We start from the raw sequence: 14,199 nt of genomic DNA, 5'->3' as shown, positions 1-14,199 counted from the left end.
CATGAATTCGAGCCTGTCCTTCGTGCACCCGACTCCCGGCAGCCCCTGGCAGACCTACCTGTCGCAGGTGGACCGCGTCACGCCCTACCTGGGCCATCTGGCGCGCTGGGTCGAGACGCTCAAGCGCCCCAAGCGCGCGCTGATCGTGGACATCCCCATCGAGCTCGACGACGGCAGCGTGGCGCACTTCGAGGGCTACCGCGTGCAGCACAACCTCAGCCGCGGCCCCGGCAAGGGCGGCGTGCGCTACCACCCGGACGTGACGCTGGAGGAGGTGATGGCGCTCTCCGCCTGGATGTCGATCAAGAACGCCGCCGTCAACCTGCCCTACGGCGGCGCCAAGGGCGGCATCCGCGTCGAGCCCAAGCAGCTGTCCAAGAAGGAGCTGGAGCGGCTGACGCGCCGCTACACCAGCGAGATCGGGCTGATCATCGGCCCGCAGCAGGACATCCCGGCGCCGGACGTCAACACCAACGCCCAGATCATGGCCTGGATGATGGACACCTACTCCATGAACGTCGGCGCCACCGCCACCGGCGTCGTCACCGGCAAGCCGATCCACCTGGGCGGCTCGCTGGGCCGGGTGAAGGCCACGGGCCGGGGCGTGTTCGTCACCGGGCGCGAGGCGGCGCGGCGCATCAACCTGCCGCTCGACGGCGCGCGCGTGGCGGTGCAGGGCTTCGGCAACGTGGGCTCGTCGGCAGCCGAGCTGTTCGTGCAGGCCGGCGCCAAGGTGGTGGCGATCCAGGACCACACCGGGACCATCTTCAACGGCGGCGGCATCGAGTTCGGCGACCTGATGCCGCTGGTGCAGCGCCAGGGCTCCGTCGGCGGCTTCACCGGGGCGGAAGCGATCGACGACGAGAGCTTCTGGGACGTGGACTGCGACATCCTGATCCCGGCCGCGCTGGAAGGGCAACTCACGGCCGCGCGCGCGCGACGCGTGAAGGCGAGGCTGGTGCTCGAAGGCGCCAACGGCCCGACCCCGCCCGACGGCGACGACGTGCTGGCCGAGCGCGGCGTGCTGGTCGTGCCCGACGTGATCTGCAACGCCGGCGGCGTGACGGTGAGCTACTTCGAGTGGGTGCAGGACTTCTCCAGCTTCTTCTGGACCGAGGACGAGATCAACCTGCGGCTGGAGAAGATCATGATCGGCGCGCTGCGCCGCATCTGGGACACCGCCGACCAGCACCGCATCAGCCTGCGCACCGCCACCTTCGCCGTCGCCTGCGAGCGCATCCTCACGGCGCGCGAGGAGCGGGGCTTGTATCCCTGACACCTTTGGCGCACGCCGGGGCGGTGCTGGGAGCGGCTTAGCATCGGCGGTTCCGTTTTGACCACTGCGCCATGCACCGCCGAACCCTGCTCGCCGCCGCGGCCCTCGCGCTGCCCGCCTCCCTCACGCTGGCCCAGGACGGCTGGCCCACGCGCACCGTGCGCCTGGTCGTGCCGGCCCCGCCCGGCAGCTCGCTGGACATCGTGGCCCGGCTGCTGGGCGACAAGCTCAAGGACCGCTGGGGCGCGAGCGTGGTGGTGGAGAACAAGCCCGGCGCCGGCGGGCTACTGGGCATGGACGCGGCGGCCAAGGCGCCGCCCGACGGCCACGTGCTGGCCCTGGGATTCAACGGCCCCGTCGCCTTCGCGCCCTTCATGTACGCGAAGCTGCCCTACGACCCGGCGCGCGACCTGGCGCCGGTGGTGATGACGACCTCGCAGCCCAACGTGCTGGCCGTCAACGCCGCGCTGCCGGTGAAGACGGTGGCCGAGTTCGTGGCCTGGGCCCGCGAGCGCAACGGGCGCATGAACTACGCCTCGCTGGGCAAGGGCAGCAGCTCGCACCTGACCATGGAGCTGCTGATGGCCGAGGCCCGCTTCCAGGGCACGCACGTGCCCTTCAACGGCTCGCCGCCGAGCGCGATGTCGGTGGCGCAGGGCGAGACCGACGCCACGCTGATGGTCGCGCCGGCGCTGTTGCCGCACGTGCGCGCCGGGCGCGTGCGGCTGCTGGCCGTGACCAGCCGCCAGCGCCTGGAAGGCCTGCGTGACGTGCCCACGCTGGCCGAGGCGGGTTTTCCCGGCGTCAACGCACTCGCCTGGAACGGCCTGTTCACCGCGGCGGGCACGCCCGAGGACGTGGTCCGGCGCATCAATGCCGACGTCAATGCGGTGCTGCAGGACGCCGGCGTGCGCGTCGCGCTGGAGCAGCAGGGGCTTACGCCCGTGGGCGGCAGCGCCGCGGTGTTCCGCGAGCTGGTGGCCGCGGAGACGCAGCGCTGGGGCACGATCATCCGCCGCATCGGGCTGCGGCTGGAGCCGTGACGTGACCCGGGCGCGTCAGGCCGCGGGCTGCGCCGCCGGGTAGCTGCGCCCGCCGAAGATGGCGGTGCCGATGCGCACCAGCGTGGCGCCCTCGGCCACGGCGGCTTCGAGGTCGGCGCTCATGCCCATCGACAGCGTGTCCAGCGCCAGCCCTTCGGCGTTGAGCTCGTCCAGCAGCGCGCGCAGCCGGCGGTGCGGGGCGCGCTGCGCTTCGAAGCCCTCGGCCGGCTCGGGGATGGACATCAGACCGCGCAGCCGCAGCCCGGGCAGCCGCGCCACCGCGCGCGCCAGCGCCGCCACCTCGCCCGGCGCGACGCCGCTCTTGCTGGCCTCGCCGCTGACGTTGACCTGCAGGCAGACCTGCAGCGGCGCCAGCTGCGGCGGGCGCTGCGCCGACAGCCGCTCGGCGATCTTGAGCCGGTCCACCGAGTGGACCCAGTCGAAGGCCTCGGCCACCACGCGCGTCTTGTTGCTCTGCAGCGGGCCGATCAGGTGCCACTCCAGCTGCGCCCGCAGCTCGGCCAGCGCGGCGATCTTGTCCAGCGCCTCCTGCACGTAGTTCTCGCCGAAGGCGCGCTGGCCGGCGGCATGCGCCTCGCGCACCGCGTCGGCGCCAAAGGTTTTACTCACCGCCAGCAGCGTCACGGCCTGCGGGTCGCGCCGGGCGGCGGCGCAGGCGCTGGCGATGCGCGCGCGGGTGTGTTCTAAGTGGTGGGCAATGCTCGTCATGGCGGCGAGCCTAGCCGATGCCCCCCGGAACGGATGGGCCATGATCCGCGCTTCGCGGCCGGCGCCTGGCCAGGCGCGGCGTGATTCACAGGAGAACGGATTTGAGCGATCAGCAAGCAGCCGCCGCGACGACGCCGGCGCGCGTGGCCTTCCTGGGCCTGGGCGTGATGGGCCACCCGATGGCTGGGCACCTGGCCAAGGCCGGACACACCGTGGCGGTCTACAACCGCACCGCGGCCAAGGCGCAGGCCTGGGCGGCCGAGCACGGCGGGCGCGCCGCCGCCACGCCGCGCGAGGCGGCGCAGGACGCGGACTTCGTCTTCGCCTGCGTGGGCAACGACGACGACCTGCGCAGCGTGGTGCTGGGCGCCGACGGCGCCTTCGCCGGCATGCGCCCGGGCGCCGTGTTCGTGGACCACACCACCGCCTCGGCCGAGGTGGCGCGCGAGCTGCATGCCGCGGCGCGCGCGGCGGGGCTGCACTTCGTGGACGCGCCGGTGTCGGGCGGCCAGGCCGGCGCCGTCAACGGCGTGCTCACGGTGATGTGCGGCGGCGACGCCGAGCCTTTTGAAGCCATGAAGCCGGTGGCGCTGGCCTATTCGCGCGCCGTCACGCGCGTGGGCGAGGCCGGCGCGGGGCAGCTGGCCAAGATGGTCAACCAGGTCTGCATCGCCGGGCTGCTGCAGGGCCTGTCCGAGGCCGTGGCCTTCGGCCAGCGCGCCGGGCTGGACATGCAGCAGGTGCTGCAGGTCATCTCCAAGGGCGCGGCGCAGAGCTGGCAGATGGAGAACCGCGGCACGACCATGGTCGAGGACAAGTTCGACTTCGGCTTTGCCGTGGACTGGATGCGCAAGGACCTGGGCCTGGTGCTGGAGGAGTCCCGGCGCAACGGCGCGCGGCTGCCCGTGACGGCGCTGGTGGACCAGTTCTACGCCGACGTGCAGGCCCTGGGCGGCGGGCGCTGGGACACGTCGAGCCTGGTCAAGCGGCTCAAGTGAGCCGCCGCGCGGCGGCGCGCCGATGGCCAGCCGCCGCGTTGCGCGGGATCACTTCGTGGTGAGGTTGGACAGCTCGGTCTCGGTGAGCATCTCGAACACCCGCACCACCTTGGTCACGCCGCCGACGTTGCGCGCCAGCTCGGTGGCGCGGGTGGCCTCGCGCTCGGTGACGCGGCCCATCAGGTAGACCACGCCGCGCTCGGTCGTGACCTTGACGGCGCTGGCCTGCAGGTCCTTGGCGTCGACGAAGCTCGCCTTGACCTTGCTGGTGATGATGGCGTCGCTGGAGCGCGCGGTCAGGGAACTGTTGCCCAGCACGCCCAGCTCGTTGACCACCGAGCGCAGGTTCTCCACGCCGGCGACGGCGCGCTCCACGGCCTGGCGGTCCTCCTCGGTGGGCACCTCGCCGGTGATGAGCAGCGTGCGGTTGTAGGCCGTGAAGTTCAGGTGCCCGCGGTCGCCCAGCACCTCGCGCGCGCGGTTGGCGGCCTTGAGCTCGATGGCCTGGTCTTCCAGCTGCGTGCCGGAGGTACGGCGATCGCTGAACACCATGGCGCCGCCCACGGCGGCGCCGCCCACCACCAGCGGCGCGCAGCCGCTGACCCAGGCAGCCGCGCCCAGCACGGCCAACAGCCGCACGGCGCGGCGGGAAGTCTTGGAAAGCTTGCTCATTCGTCCTGTTCGCCCATGAGTTGGAGGTCCACCGCGTCGCAGATGGCATGCAGCGCCAGCAGGTGAAGCTCCAGGATGCGCGCCGCACGCTCGTGCGGCACGGGGATGTGCACGTCGGTCTCGGCCAGCTGCAGCGCCTGCGCGCCGGCGGCGCGGCCGGTGAGCGCCAGCACCGTCATGTCGCGGCCGTGCGCGGCCTGCACCGCGGCCACCAGCGCCGGCGTGGCCGTGGCGCCCAGCGCGATGAGCAGGTCGCCCGGCGCGCCCAGCGCCTGCAGTTGCCGCGCCTGCGCCGGCTCGTCCAGCCCCGGCAGGCTCAGCAGCCCGGCGTCGCCCAGCACCAGCGCCGCCAGGCCCGGGCGTTCGCGCTCGAAGCGGCCGGTGAACTGCGCCGCGAAGCTCTGCGCCAGGCCCAGCCACGGGCCCTGGCCCACGAGCAGCACCTTGCCGCCGCCGGTGATGCTGGCCACCACGACCTGCGCCGCGTCGGCGATCGGTCGCGACAGCGTCTCGGCCACCTGGTAGAGCAGGTCGGCGCTCTCGAAGAAATGTTGTTGGATGCGCTGCTCAAGCATGGGCGGGGATGATAGCGACGCGGTGTGAACGCCCTGTTTCGGTGGAGGAAGCCCGCGCCGGGAGCCGCGATCCGGTGTCGGAAGGCCGTTTTCCGGGCTTCAGTCCACGCCGAAGGCGCCGCGCAGCCACGTCACCTCGCCGTTGTCGATCGCCACCACGTCGAAGCGGCACGGCGGCAGCACGGGCCAGCGCAGCAGGAAATGCTCGGCGGCGCGGCGCAGTCGGCGCTGCTTGGACGCGCCGATGCTGGCCGCGGCGCCGCCGCAGGCGCGGCTGCGGCGCGAGCGCACCTCCACGAACACCAGCGTGCCGTCGCGCTCGCGCAGGATCAGGTCGATCTCGCCGCCGTGCGCGGCCGGGCCCTGCGCCAGCCGATAATTCCGCTCCACCAGCCGCAGGCCGTGGCGCTGCAAGTGCGCCAGTGCCAGCGCCTCGGCTGCCTCTCCCCGCTGCCTGGTCGTCTGTCCCTTGTCCAACATCGCTTCCCTGCTCCGTCAGGCGGCCACCGCGGCCGCGGGTGCGCAGCAGTATCCCGCCGCTTCTCTGTACGTGGTGGCCACGCCGATCGGCAACCTGGCCGACCTGACGCTGCGCGCCATCGAGGTGCTCGCGCGCGCCGACGCCGTGGCCTGCGAGGACACGCGCGTGAGCGCGGCGCTGCTGCGCCACCTGGGCCTGGACAAGCCGCTGCTGGCCGTGCACGAGCACAACGAGCACGGCGCGGCGCAGGGCGTGGTCGAGCGCCTGGCGCAGGGCCAGCGCGTGGCCTACGTCAGCGACGCCGGCACGCCCGCCGTCTCCGACCCCGGCGCGGTGCTGGTGGCGGCGGTGCGCGCGGCCGGGCACCGCGTCGTGCCCATTCCCGGCGCCAGCAGCGCCGTGACGGCGCTCAGCGCCGCGGGCGACGTGCGCAGCAGCGGCTTCGAGTTCGTCGGCTTCCTGCCGGCCAAGGGCGCGGAACGCCGCGCGGCGCTGCAGGCGCTGGCCGCGCAGCCGCGGGCGCAGGTGCTGTTCGAGGCGCCGCACCGCGTGCAGGCGCTGGCCGCCGAGCTGGCGCAGGGCCTGCCGACGCGGCGCGTGAGCGTCTGCCGGGAGCTGACCAAGCAGTTCGAGAGCATCCACACGCTGACGGCCGCCGAGCTGCCCGACTGGTTCGCGGGCGACGCGCAGCGCCTGCGCGGCGAGTTCGTGCTGGTGCTGCATGCCCCCGAGGCGGTGCCGGTGTCCGACGAGGCCGACGCGCTGCCCGCCGAGGCCGAGCGCGCGCTGCGCACGCTGCTGGCCGAGCTGCCGCTGAAACAGGCCGTGGCGCTGGCCGCCACGCTCAGCGGCGCGCCGCGCAACGCGCTCTACCAGCGCGCGCTGGCGCTGCGCGACGAGGACGCGGACGCCGGCTGAGCGCCGCGGCAGCACCCGGCAGCGCATGCCGGGCCGGCGGTGGCCGGGGCATTGCGGCGCGCCGCACTTGCCGCGGGCACGGGCGTGGGAACATCGAAGCCGCTTTCCAACGGCGCCGGCACGGCCGGCGTGGCGCGGCACCGCTGCCGTCGGCCATGATGTTCCCTATCCCACCCAGGGCTCAGCCCAGAAACGCCATGATTTCCCGCGAACCCACTCTCGAACGACTGGCCCAGGCGCAGTCGCTGCTGCTCGACCCCTACGGCCTGAGCGAGGCCACGCTGACGCAGGCGCTGCGCCTGATCAGCGAGCACCGCATCGACGACGCCGACCTGTATTTCCAGACCACGCGCCACGAGGGCTGGAGCCTGGAGGAAGGCATTGTCAAGAGCGGCAGCTTCAGCATCGACCAGGGCGTGGGCGTGCGCGCCGTGGCCGGCGAGAAGACGGCCTTCGCCTACTCCGACGACATCTCCGAGGCCGCGCTGCTGGACGCGGCGCGCACCGTGCGCAGCATCGCCGCGGCAGGACAGAGCCGGCGCGTGAAGGTGCCCGCGGCCACCAGCGTGGCCGGCAGCCGCGCGCTGTACGCGCCCACCGACCCGATCGGCACCCTCGACAGCGCGCAGAAGGTCGCGCTGCTGGAGAAGGTGGAGCAGCGCGCCCGCGCACGCGACCCGCGCATCGTGCAGGTCATGGCCGGCGTGGCCGCCGAGCACGACGTGGTGCTGGTGGCGCGCGCCGACGGCACGCGCGCGGCGGACGTGCGCCCGCTGGTGCGGCTGAGCGTGACCGTGATCGCCGAGTCCAACGGCCGGCGCGAGATCGGCTCCGGCGGCGGCGGCGGGCGCTTCGGCCTGGGCTACTTCCAGGACGACGTGATCGACCGCTACGTGGACCAGGCCGTCAATGCCGCGCTCACCAACCTGGAGGCGCGCCCCGCGCCGGCCGGCGAGATGACCGTGGTGCTGGGCCCGGGCTGGCCGGGCATCCTGCTGCACGAGGCCATCGGCCACGGCCTGGAAGGCGACTTCAACCGCAAGGGCTCCAGCGCCTTTGCCGGGCGCATCGGCCAGCGCGTGGCGGCCAAGGGCGTGACGGTGCTCGACGACGGCACGCTGCCCGACCGCCGCGGCTCGCTCAATGTGGACGACGAGGGCTGCGCCACGCAGCGCACGGTGCTGATCGAGGACGGCATCCTGCGCGGCTACATCCAGGACGCGCTCAACGCCCGGCTCATGAAGGTCAAGGCCACCGGCAACGGCCGGCGCGAGAGCTATGCGCACCTGCCCATGCCGCGCATGACCAACACCTACATGCTCGCCGGCGACAAGCCCAAGGACGAGATCGTGGCCTCGATCAAGAAGGGCCTGTACGCCACGAACTTCGGCGGCGGGCAGGTGGACATCACGAGCGGCAAGTTCGTGTTCTCGGCCAGCGAGGCCTACTGGGTCGAGAACGGCAAGATCCTCTACCCGGTCAAGGGCGCCACGCTCATCGGCAACGGGCCGGACGCGCTCACGCGCGTGTCGATGATCGGCAACGACCTGCAGCTCGACTCCGGCGTGGGCACCTGCGGCAAGGAAGGCCAGAGCGTGCCCGTGGGCGTGGGCCAGCCCACGCTGCGCATCGACGGCCTGACCGTCGGCGGCACGGCCTGATGCAGGGCCTCGGGTGCGGGACAGCGAAATGAACGATCTGGTACGTACCCGAAATGCGTTGACGCATTCAGGAGGTCACCCCCATGATCCGGGACTTATGCGCTTTGCACGATTTTTCTTCGGCTTTTACTGGTTCTCGCACCGCCCCGGCGGAGGAGAGGCCCGCGCTTAAGCCGACAGCCAAAGCGCAGCGCAAGATCCTCGAAACCGCCGGGTGAACCCCGGCGGTTTTTTTTCACCCCGACCTTTTCGAACCCGCATCTTTTCCCAGGAGTGCAAGACATGAACGAGAACCTGAAGTCGCCGCCCGCCGTTGTCGAGGGCTGGCAGGCGCCGCCGGACCGCACCAGCCAGACCGACGACGCCCGCATTCAGGACATCACGCCCTTGCCTCCGCCCGAACACCTCATCCGCTTCTTCCCGATCCGCAACACGCCCGTGGAGGCGCTGGTGACGCAGACGCGCCAGCGCATCGGCAACCTGCTGCACGGCAAGGACGACCGGCTGCTGGTCATCATGGGCCCCTGCTCCATCCATGACCCGCAGGCCGCGCTGGAATACGCGCGCCGCCTGGTCGAGCAGCGCCGCCGCTACGCCGACACGCTGGAAGTGGTGATGCGCGTGTACTTCGAGAAGCCGCGCACGACGGTGGGCTGGAAGGGGCTGATCAACGACCCGTACCTGGACGAGAGCTACCGCATCGACGAGGGCCTGCGCATGGCGCGGCAGCTGCTGGTGGAGATCAACCGGCTGGGCCTGCCGGCGGCCAGCGAGTTCCTGGACGTGATCTCGCCGCAGTACATCGGCGACCTGATCGCCTGGGGCGCCATCGGCGCACGCACCACCGAGAGCCAGGTGCACCGCGAGCTGGCCTCGGGCATCTCGGCGCCCATCGGCTTCAAGAACGGCACCGACGGCAACATCAAGATCGCCATCGACGCGATCCAGTCCGCCTCGCGCCCGCACCACTTCCTGTCGGTGCACAAGAACGGCCAGGTCGCCACGGTGCAGACCAAGGGCAACCTGGACTGCCACGTCATCCTGCGCGGCGGCAAGGCGCCCAACTACGACGCCGACCATGTCGCCGCCGCCTGCCGCGACCTGGAGGCCGCGGGGCTGGAGTGCTCGCTGATGGTGGACTTCAGCCACGCCAACAGCTCCAAGAAGCATGAGCGCCAGGTGGACGTGGCGCGCGACATCGCCGGCCAGATCCGCGGCGGCAGCCGCGCGGTCTTCGGCGTGATGGTGGAAAGCCACCTGCAGCCCGGCGCCCAGAAGTTCACGCCGGGCAAGGACGACCCGGCGAAGCTGGCCTACGGCCAGAGCATCACCGACGCGTGCATCGGCTGGGAGGACTCGCTGACGGTGCTGGAGGAACTCAGCGCGGCGGTGAAGGCGCGCCGGGGCTGAGGCCCCTCCAAGCCACCACCCTGCCTGGAATGGAAAAGCCGGCCCGCGGCCGGCTTTCAGGAGGGGTTTGAAAGGGGGGCCTGAAACAGACCCCGGCTGCGGCGCCTCAGCCGCGCTGCAGCCGCTCGCTGTGCCAGTACACGTCGTCGCCGCCCAGGCCGTCGAGGTTGGCGCGGTTGAGCACGCGCGCCAGCACGAACAGCAGGTCCGACAGGCGGTTGAGGTACTGGCGCGGCTCGGGGCGCAGCGGCTCCTGCGTGCCCAGCGCCACCAATGAGCGCTCGGCGCGTCGCGCCACGGTGCGTGCCACGTGCGCCAGCGCGGCGCTGCGGCTGCCGCCGGGCAGGATGAACTCCTGCAGCCGCGGCAGCCGGGCGTTGTACTCGGCCAGCGCTTCGTCCAGGCGCAACACCGCGTCGGGCTTGAGCAGCTCGAAGCCAGGAATCGAGATTTCGCCGCCCAGGTTGAACAGCTCGTGCTGGATCCTCACCAGCAGCTCGCGCACCTCGTCGGGCAGCGGCTCGCACAGCAGCACGCCCAGGTGCGAATTGAGCTCGTCCACTTCGCCCAAGGCATGGATGCGCAGGTGGCTCTTGGGTACGCGACTGCCGTCGCCCAGGCCGGTGCTGCCGTCGTCGCCGGTGCGGGTGGCGATTTGTGTGAGTCGGTTTGCCATCGAACGATGCTAGCAGCCGCAGGCACGGCGGCTGCCCGATTGCCCAGGCTTGCCGTGGCAGGCGCGGCGCTTCAGGCTTACCGAGTCAGTAAAGGAGACATCGGGCGTTGGCCGCCGATCGTGCGCTGGCGGCGCCAAGCGCACACAAAAGCGGGTACGCCGCTTGCCGACTAGCCGAAGAGCGTGATGAGTGCCTGGTACACGCCCAGCAATGCGGCCCCGAAGCCCACGTTCAGGGCCAGGTGCGGCAGGCCGCGGCCGACGTGGATGCCCAGGCGCACGCAGACGCAGCCCCAGAAGATGACCAGCAGCGTGGCGCCGGCATTGATGGGATCGATCACGCTGCCCGTGGCATGCATCGCCGCCACGTAGAGCAGCCACAGGCCCGAGGCCATGACGGCCGAGGCGGTGACTTCGTTGAAGGAAGGTTTGCGGAGTTGAACGCCCAGGATTTTCATGCGGGTACTGCGAGGAATTGATCCCGCCTGAAACCGACGGGAAGGATGCGACAAGCGTTGGCATGACTTCGACGCGCCGCGCCCCGTGAAGGCGCTGGCGGCGGCATCGCGCACGCGAGGAAAAGACGCAGTTCCCGAGAACCGGACTGCGACGGCCCCAACAGCCGACATTGTTGGGGTTAACACCCGACAAGTGAAGCACGGGGGCTTTAACTTGCCCTGATCTGCCGTGAATTACCGCGCATCGGCACGGTTTGCCGCCGTCGTTGCCGCTGGCGGCAGGGCTCCAAGCACCCAGGCAGTCGCAACTGCAACGCCGGCACGGCGCGGTGCCGGCCCCTTGCGCGGGCGAATGAACACCCTTCGGACGGACCCGGCGTGCCGGGCATCGGCAGGCCAGCCGCGCACCGCCGGACCGGACGCGGTCCGGTGGCGGCGAGGGAGACTTTCAGCTCAGGCCGGCGGCGCCGGCACCGACCAGCGCTTGCGCACCTCGTTGCGGCTGTCCACGCTTTCCAGGTGCACGCCGAAGCCCCACAGCCGCGCCACGTGGCGCAGCACCTCCTGGGCGGAGTCGGCCAGCGGCCGGTCCTGGTGCTGGGTGTGGCGCAGCGTCAGCGAGCGGTCGCCGCGCAGGTTCACGTTCCAGACCTGGATGTTGGGCTCGCGCGTGCCCAGGTCGTACTGGCGCGACAGCGCCTCGCGCACGCGGCGGTAGCCCTGCTCGTCGTGGATGGCGCTGACCTCGATCTCGGAGTCCTTCTCGTCATCGACGATGGCGAAGAGGCGGAAGTCGCGCATGAGCTTCGGCGACAGGTACTGGCCGACGAAGCTTTCGTCCTTGAAATTGCGCATCGCCTCGTCGAGCGTGGGCAGCCAGGGCGCGCCGGCGATGTCGGGGAACCATTGCCGGTCCTCGGCCGTGGGGTTCTCGCAGATGCGCCGCAAGTCGGTGTACATCGCGAAGCCCAGCGCATACGGGTTCAGGCCGCTGTAGGCCTTGTGCCCCACGGGTGGCTGGTAGATGACGTTGGTGTGCGACTTGAGCCACTCCATCATCACGCCGTCGGTGAGGTAGCCGTCGTCGTACATCTGGTTGAGCAGCCGGTGGTGCCAGAAGGTGGCCCAGCCCTCGTTCATCACCTGCGTCTGGCGCTGCGGGTAGAAGTACTGCGCCACCTTGCGCACGATGCGCACGACCTCGCGCTGCCAGGGCTCCAGCAGCGGCGCGTTCTTCTCGATGAAGTAGAGCAGGTTCTCCTGCGGCTCATCGGGAAAGCGGCGCTGTGCCTCGGGCGCTTCCTTGCTCTCGTCCTGGCGCCGCGGCAGCGTGCGCCACAGGTCGTTGACCTGCTGCTGCGCGTAGTTCTCGCGGTCCTTGCGCTCGGCGAGCTCCTGGGCCAGCGTGCGCTTGCTCGGCCGGCGGTAGCGGTCCACCCCGTAGTTGGCCAGCGCATGGCAGGAGTCGATGAAGGCCTCGACCGTGTCCAGGCCGTGGCGCTCCTCGCATTCGGCGATGTAGTTCTTGGCGTAGACCAGGTAGTCGATGATCGACGACGCGTCGGTCCACATCCGGAACAGGTAGTTGCCCTTGAAGAAGCTGTTGTGGCCGTAGGCGGCGTGCGCGATCACGAGCGCCTGCATCGCCATCGTGTTCTCCTCCATCAGGTAGCTGATGCAGGGATTGGAGTTGATGACGATCTCGTAGGCCAGGCCCATGAAGCCGCGGCGGTAGTTCTTCTCGGTGGCGATGAACTCCTTGCCGTAGCTCCAGTGCCGGTAGTTCACCGGCATGCCCACCGACGCGTAGGCGTCCATCATCTGCTCGGCGGTGATGATCTCCAGCTGGTTGGGATAGGTGTCCAGGCCGAAGCGCTCCGCCGTGGCGCGGATCACGTCGTGGTACTGCTGGATCAGCTCGAAGGTCCAGTCGCTGGGCCCGGGCAGCGGCTCGCGCGGGCGCTCGGCCAGCAGCTTGGGCTCGCGCAGCGGGTTCTTGATGACAAGCGCATTCATGCGGCCACCGCTCCTTCCTTCTTGAAGAGGTCGCGGAACACGGGGTAGATCTGCGAGGCCTCGGTGGCCTTGCGCATGGCGAAGTGCGGGTGCGCGGCCAGCAGCTGGGTGTACTCCTCCCAAAGGTTCTGCTCTTCCTCGGCCACCTGCACGTAGGCGTAGTAGCGGCACATGGGCAGGATCTTGTCGGCCAGCAGCTCGCGGCAGCGGCCGCTGTCGTGGTGCCAGTTGTCGCCGTCGCTGGCCTGCGCGCCGTAGATGTTCCACTCGCCGCCGGCGTAGCGCTGGCGCACGATCTCCTCCATCAGCACCAGCGCGCTGGAGACCACCGTGCCGCCGGTCTCGGTGGCGTGGAAAAAGTTCTGCTCGTCCACCTCCTGCGCCTGCGTGTGGTGGCGGATGAAGACCAGCTCGATCTTCTCGTAGTGCTTGGTCAGGAACAGGTAGAGCAGGATGAAGAAGCGCTTGGCCAGGTCCTTGCGCGCCTCGTCCATCGAGCCCGAGACGTCCATGAGGCAGAACATCACCGCCTTGGACGAGGGTACCGGCACGCGCACCCGGTTGCGAAAGCGCAGGTCGATCGGGTCCAGGTACGGGATGCGCGCGAGCCGGGCACGCAGCGCCTGGATCTGCTCCAGCAACTCGCCGATCTCGCGCTCGGCCATCGCCGGGGTCGGATGCGGGTGCGCCTGCAACTTCTCCAGCCGCTCCTCGAGATCGCGCAGCTCGCGCCGCGACTCCGAGCCCAGCGCGATGCGCCGGCCCAGGGCGCCGCGCATCGAGCGCAGCACGTGCAGGTTGTTGGGCGTGCCGTCGGAGGTGAAGCCCGCGCGCTGGCTCTTCCACTCCGGCACTTCCGCGATCTGGGTGCGGATGAGATGCGGCAGCGCCAGGTCCTCGAAGAAGACCTGCATGAACTCCTCCTTGGACAGGCTGAAGACGAAGTCGTCCTCGCCCTCGCCGGAGTCGCTGGCCTGGCCGCTGCCGCTGCCCCCGCCGCCGCCGCCCTTGGGGCGCTGGATGCGGTCGCCGCGCACGTACTCCTGGTTGCCCGGGTGCACGATCTCGCGCACGCCGCCTTGGCCGTGGTGGAACACCGGCTCGGAGATGTCCTTCTTCGGGATCGATATCTCTTCGCCGCGCTCGATGTCGCGGATGCCGCGCCCGTCCACCGCGCGCTTGACGGCCTCGCGGATCTGCTCACGGTAGCGGCGCAGGAAACGCTCGCGGTTGCCAATGGACTTGTTCTTGCCCGCGAGCCGGCGATCGATGATCTGTTGAAGCAT

Annotated in this window: 14 protein-coding genes; 6 read left to right on the top strand and 8 right to left on the bottom strand. The window is 70.8% G+C overall.

Features of this window, described 5'->3' with window-relative positions; translation table 11 throughout:
• The first annotated feature begins 1 nt into the window (after position 1).
• Both FJ694_RS12165 and FJ694_RS12160 read left to right on the top strand, forming a co-directional pair.
• Positions 2 to 1,276, top strand: a complete 1,275-nt coding sequence (locus tag FJ694_RS12165; RefSeq protein ID WP_157267503.1) for a Glu/Leu/Phe/Val family dehydrogenase — start codon at positions 2 to 4, stop codon at positions 1,274 to 1,276.
• 71 nt (positions 1,277 to 1,347) lie between these two features.
• A complete protein-coding gene (locus FJ694_RS12160) occupies positions 1,348 to 2,319 on the top strand; it encodes a Bug family tripartite tricarboxylate transporter substrate binding protein (RefSeq protein ID WP_157267502.1) in 972 nt (323 codons plus the stop codon).
• A 15-nt stretch (positions 2,320 to 2,334) separates the two neighbouring features.
• On the opposite strand, the gene FJ694_RS12155 is transcribed toward FJ694_RS12160, so the two are convergent.
• On the bottom strand, positions 2,335 to 3,048 hold the full coding sequence (locus tag FJ694_RS12155; protein ID WP_157267501.1) for a YggS family pyridoxal phosphate-dependent enzyme: 714 nt from the start codon (positions 3,046 to 3,048) through the stop codon (positions 2,335 to 2,337).
• 167 nt (positions 3,049 to 3,215) lie between these two features.
• Here FJ694_RS12155 and FJ694_RS12150 point away from each other — a divergent pair, with 167 nt between their 5' ends.
• Positions 3,216 to 4,046, top strand: coding sequence for an NAD(P)-dependent oxidoreductase (locus tag FJ694_RS12150; protein WP_157267558.1), 831 nt, complete (start codon positions 3,216 to 3,218; stop codon positions 4,044 to 4,046).
• Between the two features lie 48 nt (positions 4,047 to 4,094).
• Here the strand turns inward: FJ694_RS12150 and FJ694_RS12145 are convergent, their stop codons facing one another.
• From FJ694_RS12145 to FJ694_RS12135, 3 genes are all read right to left on the bottom strand, one after another.
• Positions 4,095 to 4,718 carry a BON domain-containing protein gene (locus FJ694_RS12145; protein WP_157267500.1) on the bottom strand — a complete coding sequence of 208 codons (624 nt, stop codon included), beginning with the start codon at positions 4,716 to 4,718 and terminating at the stop codon, positions 4,095 to 4,097.
• Positions 4,715 to 5,293 (bottom strand): SIS domain-containing protein, encoded by a 579-nt coding sequence (locus tag FJ694_RS12140; RefSeq protein ID WP_157267499.1) that lies wholly within the window; start codon positions 5,291 to 5,293, stop codon positions 4,715 to 4,717. Before FJ694_RS12140 ends, FJ694_RS12145 begins: the two co-directional genes overlap by 4 nt.
• A gap of 99 nt (positions 5,294 to 5,392) precedes the next feature.
• Positions 5,393 to 5,773, bottom strand: coding sequence for a YraN family protein (locus FJ694_RS12135; protein ID WP_157267498.1), 381 nt, complete (start codon positions 5,771 to 5,773; stop codon positions 5,393 to 5,395).
• On the opposite strand from FJ694_RS12135, the gene rsmI reads away from it, so the two are divergent.
• From rsmI to FJ694_RS12120, 3 genes are all read left to right on the top strand, one after another.
• Positions 5,763 to 6,692, top strand: a complete 930-nt coding sequence (rsmI, locus tag FJ694_RS12130; RefSeq protein WP_157267497.1) for a 16S rRNA (cytidine(1402)-2'-O)-methyltransferase — start codon at positions 5,763 to 5,765, stop codon at positions 6,690 to 6,692. The two genes, FJ694_RS12135 and rsmI, sit on opposite strands and share 11 nt — an antisense overlap.
• A gap of 197 nt (positions 6,693 to 6,889) precedes the next feature.
• Positions 6,890 to 8,353, top strand: coding sequence for a metalloprotease TldD (gene tldD, locus FJ694_RS12125; RefSeq protein ID WP_157267496.1), 1,464 nt, complete (start codon positions 6,890 to 6,892; stop codon positions 8,351 to 8,353).
• Between the two features lie 282 nt (positions 8,354 to 8,635).
• A complete protein-coding gene (locus FJ694_RS12120) occupies positions 8,636 to 9,763 on the top strand; it encodes a 3-deoxy-7-phosphoheptulonate synthase (RefSeq protein ID WP_157267495.1) in 1,128 nt (375 codons plus the stop codon).
• A gap of 106 nt (positions 9,764 to 9,869) precedes the next feature.
• Here the strand turns inward: FJ694_RS12120 and FJ694_RS12115 are convergent, their stop codons facing one another.
• The 4 genes from FJ694_RS12115 to FJ694_RS12100 form a co-directional block, all read right to left on the bottom strand.
• Positions 9,870 to 10,439 carry a cob(I)yrinic acid a,c-diamide adenosyltransferase gene (locus FJ694_RS12115; RefSeq protein ID WP_157267494.1) on the bottom strand — a complete coding sequence of 190 codons (570 nt, stop codon included), beginning with the start codon at positions 10,437 to 10,439 and terminating at the stop codon, positions 9,870 to 9,872.
• A gap of 170 nt (positions 10,440 to 10,609) precedes the next feature.
• Positions 10,610 to 10,897, bottom strand: a complete 288-nt coding sequence (locus tag FJ694_RS12110; RefSeq protein WP_157267493.1) for a hypothetical protein — start codon at positions 10,895 to 10,897, stop codon at positions 10,610 to 10,612.
• A gap of 453 nt (positions 10,898 to 11,350) precedes the next feature.
• On the bottom strand, positions 11,351 to 12,913 hold the full coding sequence (locus FJ694_RS12105; RefSeq protein WP_157267492.1) for a SpoVR family protein: 1,563 nt from the start codon (positions 12,911 to 12,913) through the stop codon (positions 11,351 to 11,353).
• Positions 12,910 to 14,199, bottom strand: coding sequence for a YeaH/YhbH family protein (locus FJ694_RS12100; RefSeq protein WP_198320806.1), 1,290 nt, complete (start codon positions 14,197 to 14,199; stop codon positions 12,910 to 12,912). Before FJ694_RS12100 ends, FJ694_RS12105 begins: the two co-directional genes overlap by 4 nt.

This window comes from Azohydromonas aeria (assembly GCF_009760915.1).
Classification (GTDB): Bacteria; Pseudomonadota; Gammaproteobacteria; order Burkholderiales; family Burkholderiaceae_C; genus Azohydromonas; species Azohydromonas aeria.
The sequence above is the reverse complement of the archived record's forward strand: the minus strand, read 5'-3'. Positions and strand labels throughout refer to the sequence as shown.

What these genes read in the sequence shown, in the direction of transcription:
- FJ694_RS12150 (WP_157267558.1), top strand. Translation starts at nt 3,216, where the DNA reads ATGGGCCACCCGATGGCTGGGCACCTGGCCAAGGCCGGACACACCGTG.
- FJ694_RS12105 (WP_157267492.1), bottom strand. Translation starts at nt 12,913, where the DNA reads ATGAATGCGCTTGTCATCAAGAACCCGCTGCGCGAGCCCAAGCTGCTG.
- FJ694_RS12110 (WP_157267493.1), bottom strand. Translation starts at nt 10,897, where the DNA reads ATGAAAATCCTGGGCGTTCAACTCCGCAAACCTTCCTTCAACGAAGTC.
- FJ694_RS12165 (WP_157267503.1), top strand. Translation starts at nt 2, where the DNA reads ATGAATTCGAGCCTGTCCTTCGTGCACCCGACTCCCGGCAGCCCCTGG.
- FJ694_RS12135 (WP_157267498.1), bottom strand. Translation starts at nt 5,773, where the DNA reads ATGTTGGACAAGGGACAGACGACCAGGCAGCGGGGAGAGGCAGCCGAG.
- FJ694_RS12160 (WP_157267502.1), top strand. Translation starts at nt 1,348, where the DNA reads ATGCACCGCCGAACCCTGCTCGCCGCCGCGGCCCTCGCGCTGCCCGCC.
- FJ694_RS12120 (WP_157267495.1), top strand. Translation starts at nt 8,636, where the DNA reads ATGAACGAGAACCTGAAGTCGCCGCCCGCCGTTGTCGAGGGCTGGCAG.
- FJ694_RS12115 (WP_157267494.1), bottom strand. Translation starts at nt 10,439, where the DNA reads ATGGCAAACCGACTCACACAAATCGCCACCCGCACCGGCGACGACGGC.
- FJ694_RS12155 (WP_157267501.1), bottom strand. Translation starts at nt 3,048, where the DNA reads ATGACGAGCATTGCCCACCACTTAGAACACACCCGCGCGCGCATCGCC.
- FJ694_RS12145 (WP_157267500.1), bottom strand. Translation starts at nt 4,718, where the DNA reads ATGAGCAAGCTTTCCAAGACTTCCCGCCGCGCCGTGCGGCTGTTGGCC.
- tldD (WP_157267496.1), top strand. Translation starts at nt 6,890, where the DNA reads ATGATTTCCCGCGAACCCACTCTCGAACGACTGGCCCAGGCGCAGTCG.
- FJ694_RS12100 (WP_198320806.1), bottom strand. Translation starts at nt 14,199, where the DNA reads ATGCTTCAACAGATCATCGATCGCCGGCTCGCGGGCAAGAACAAGTCC.
- FJ694_RS12140 (WP_157267499.1), bottom strand. Translation starts at nt 5,293, where the DNA reads ATGCTTGAGCAGCGCATCCAACAACATTTCTTCGAGAGCGCCGACCTG.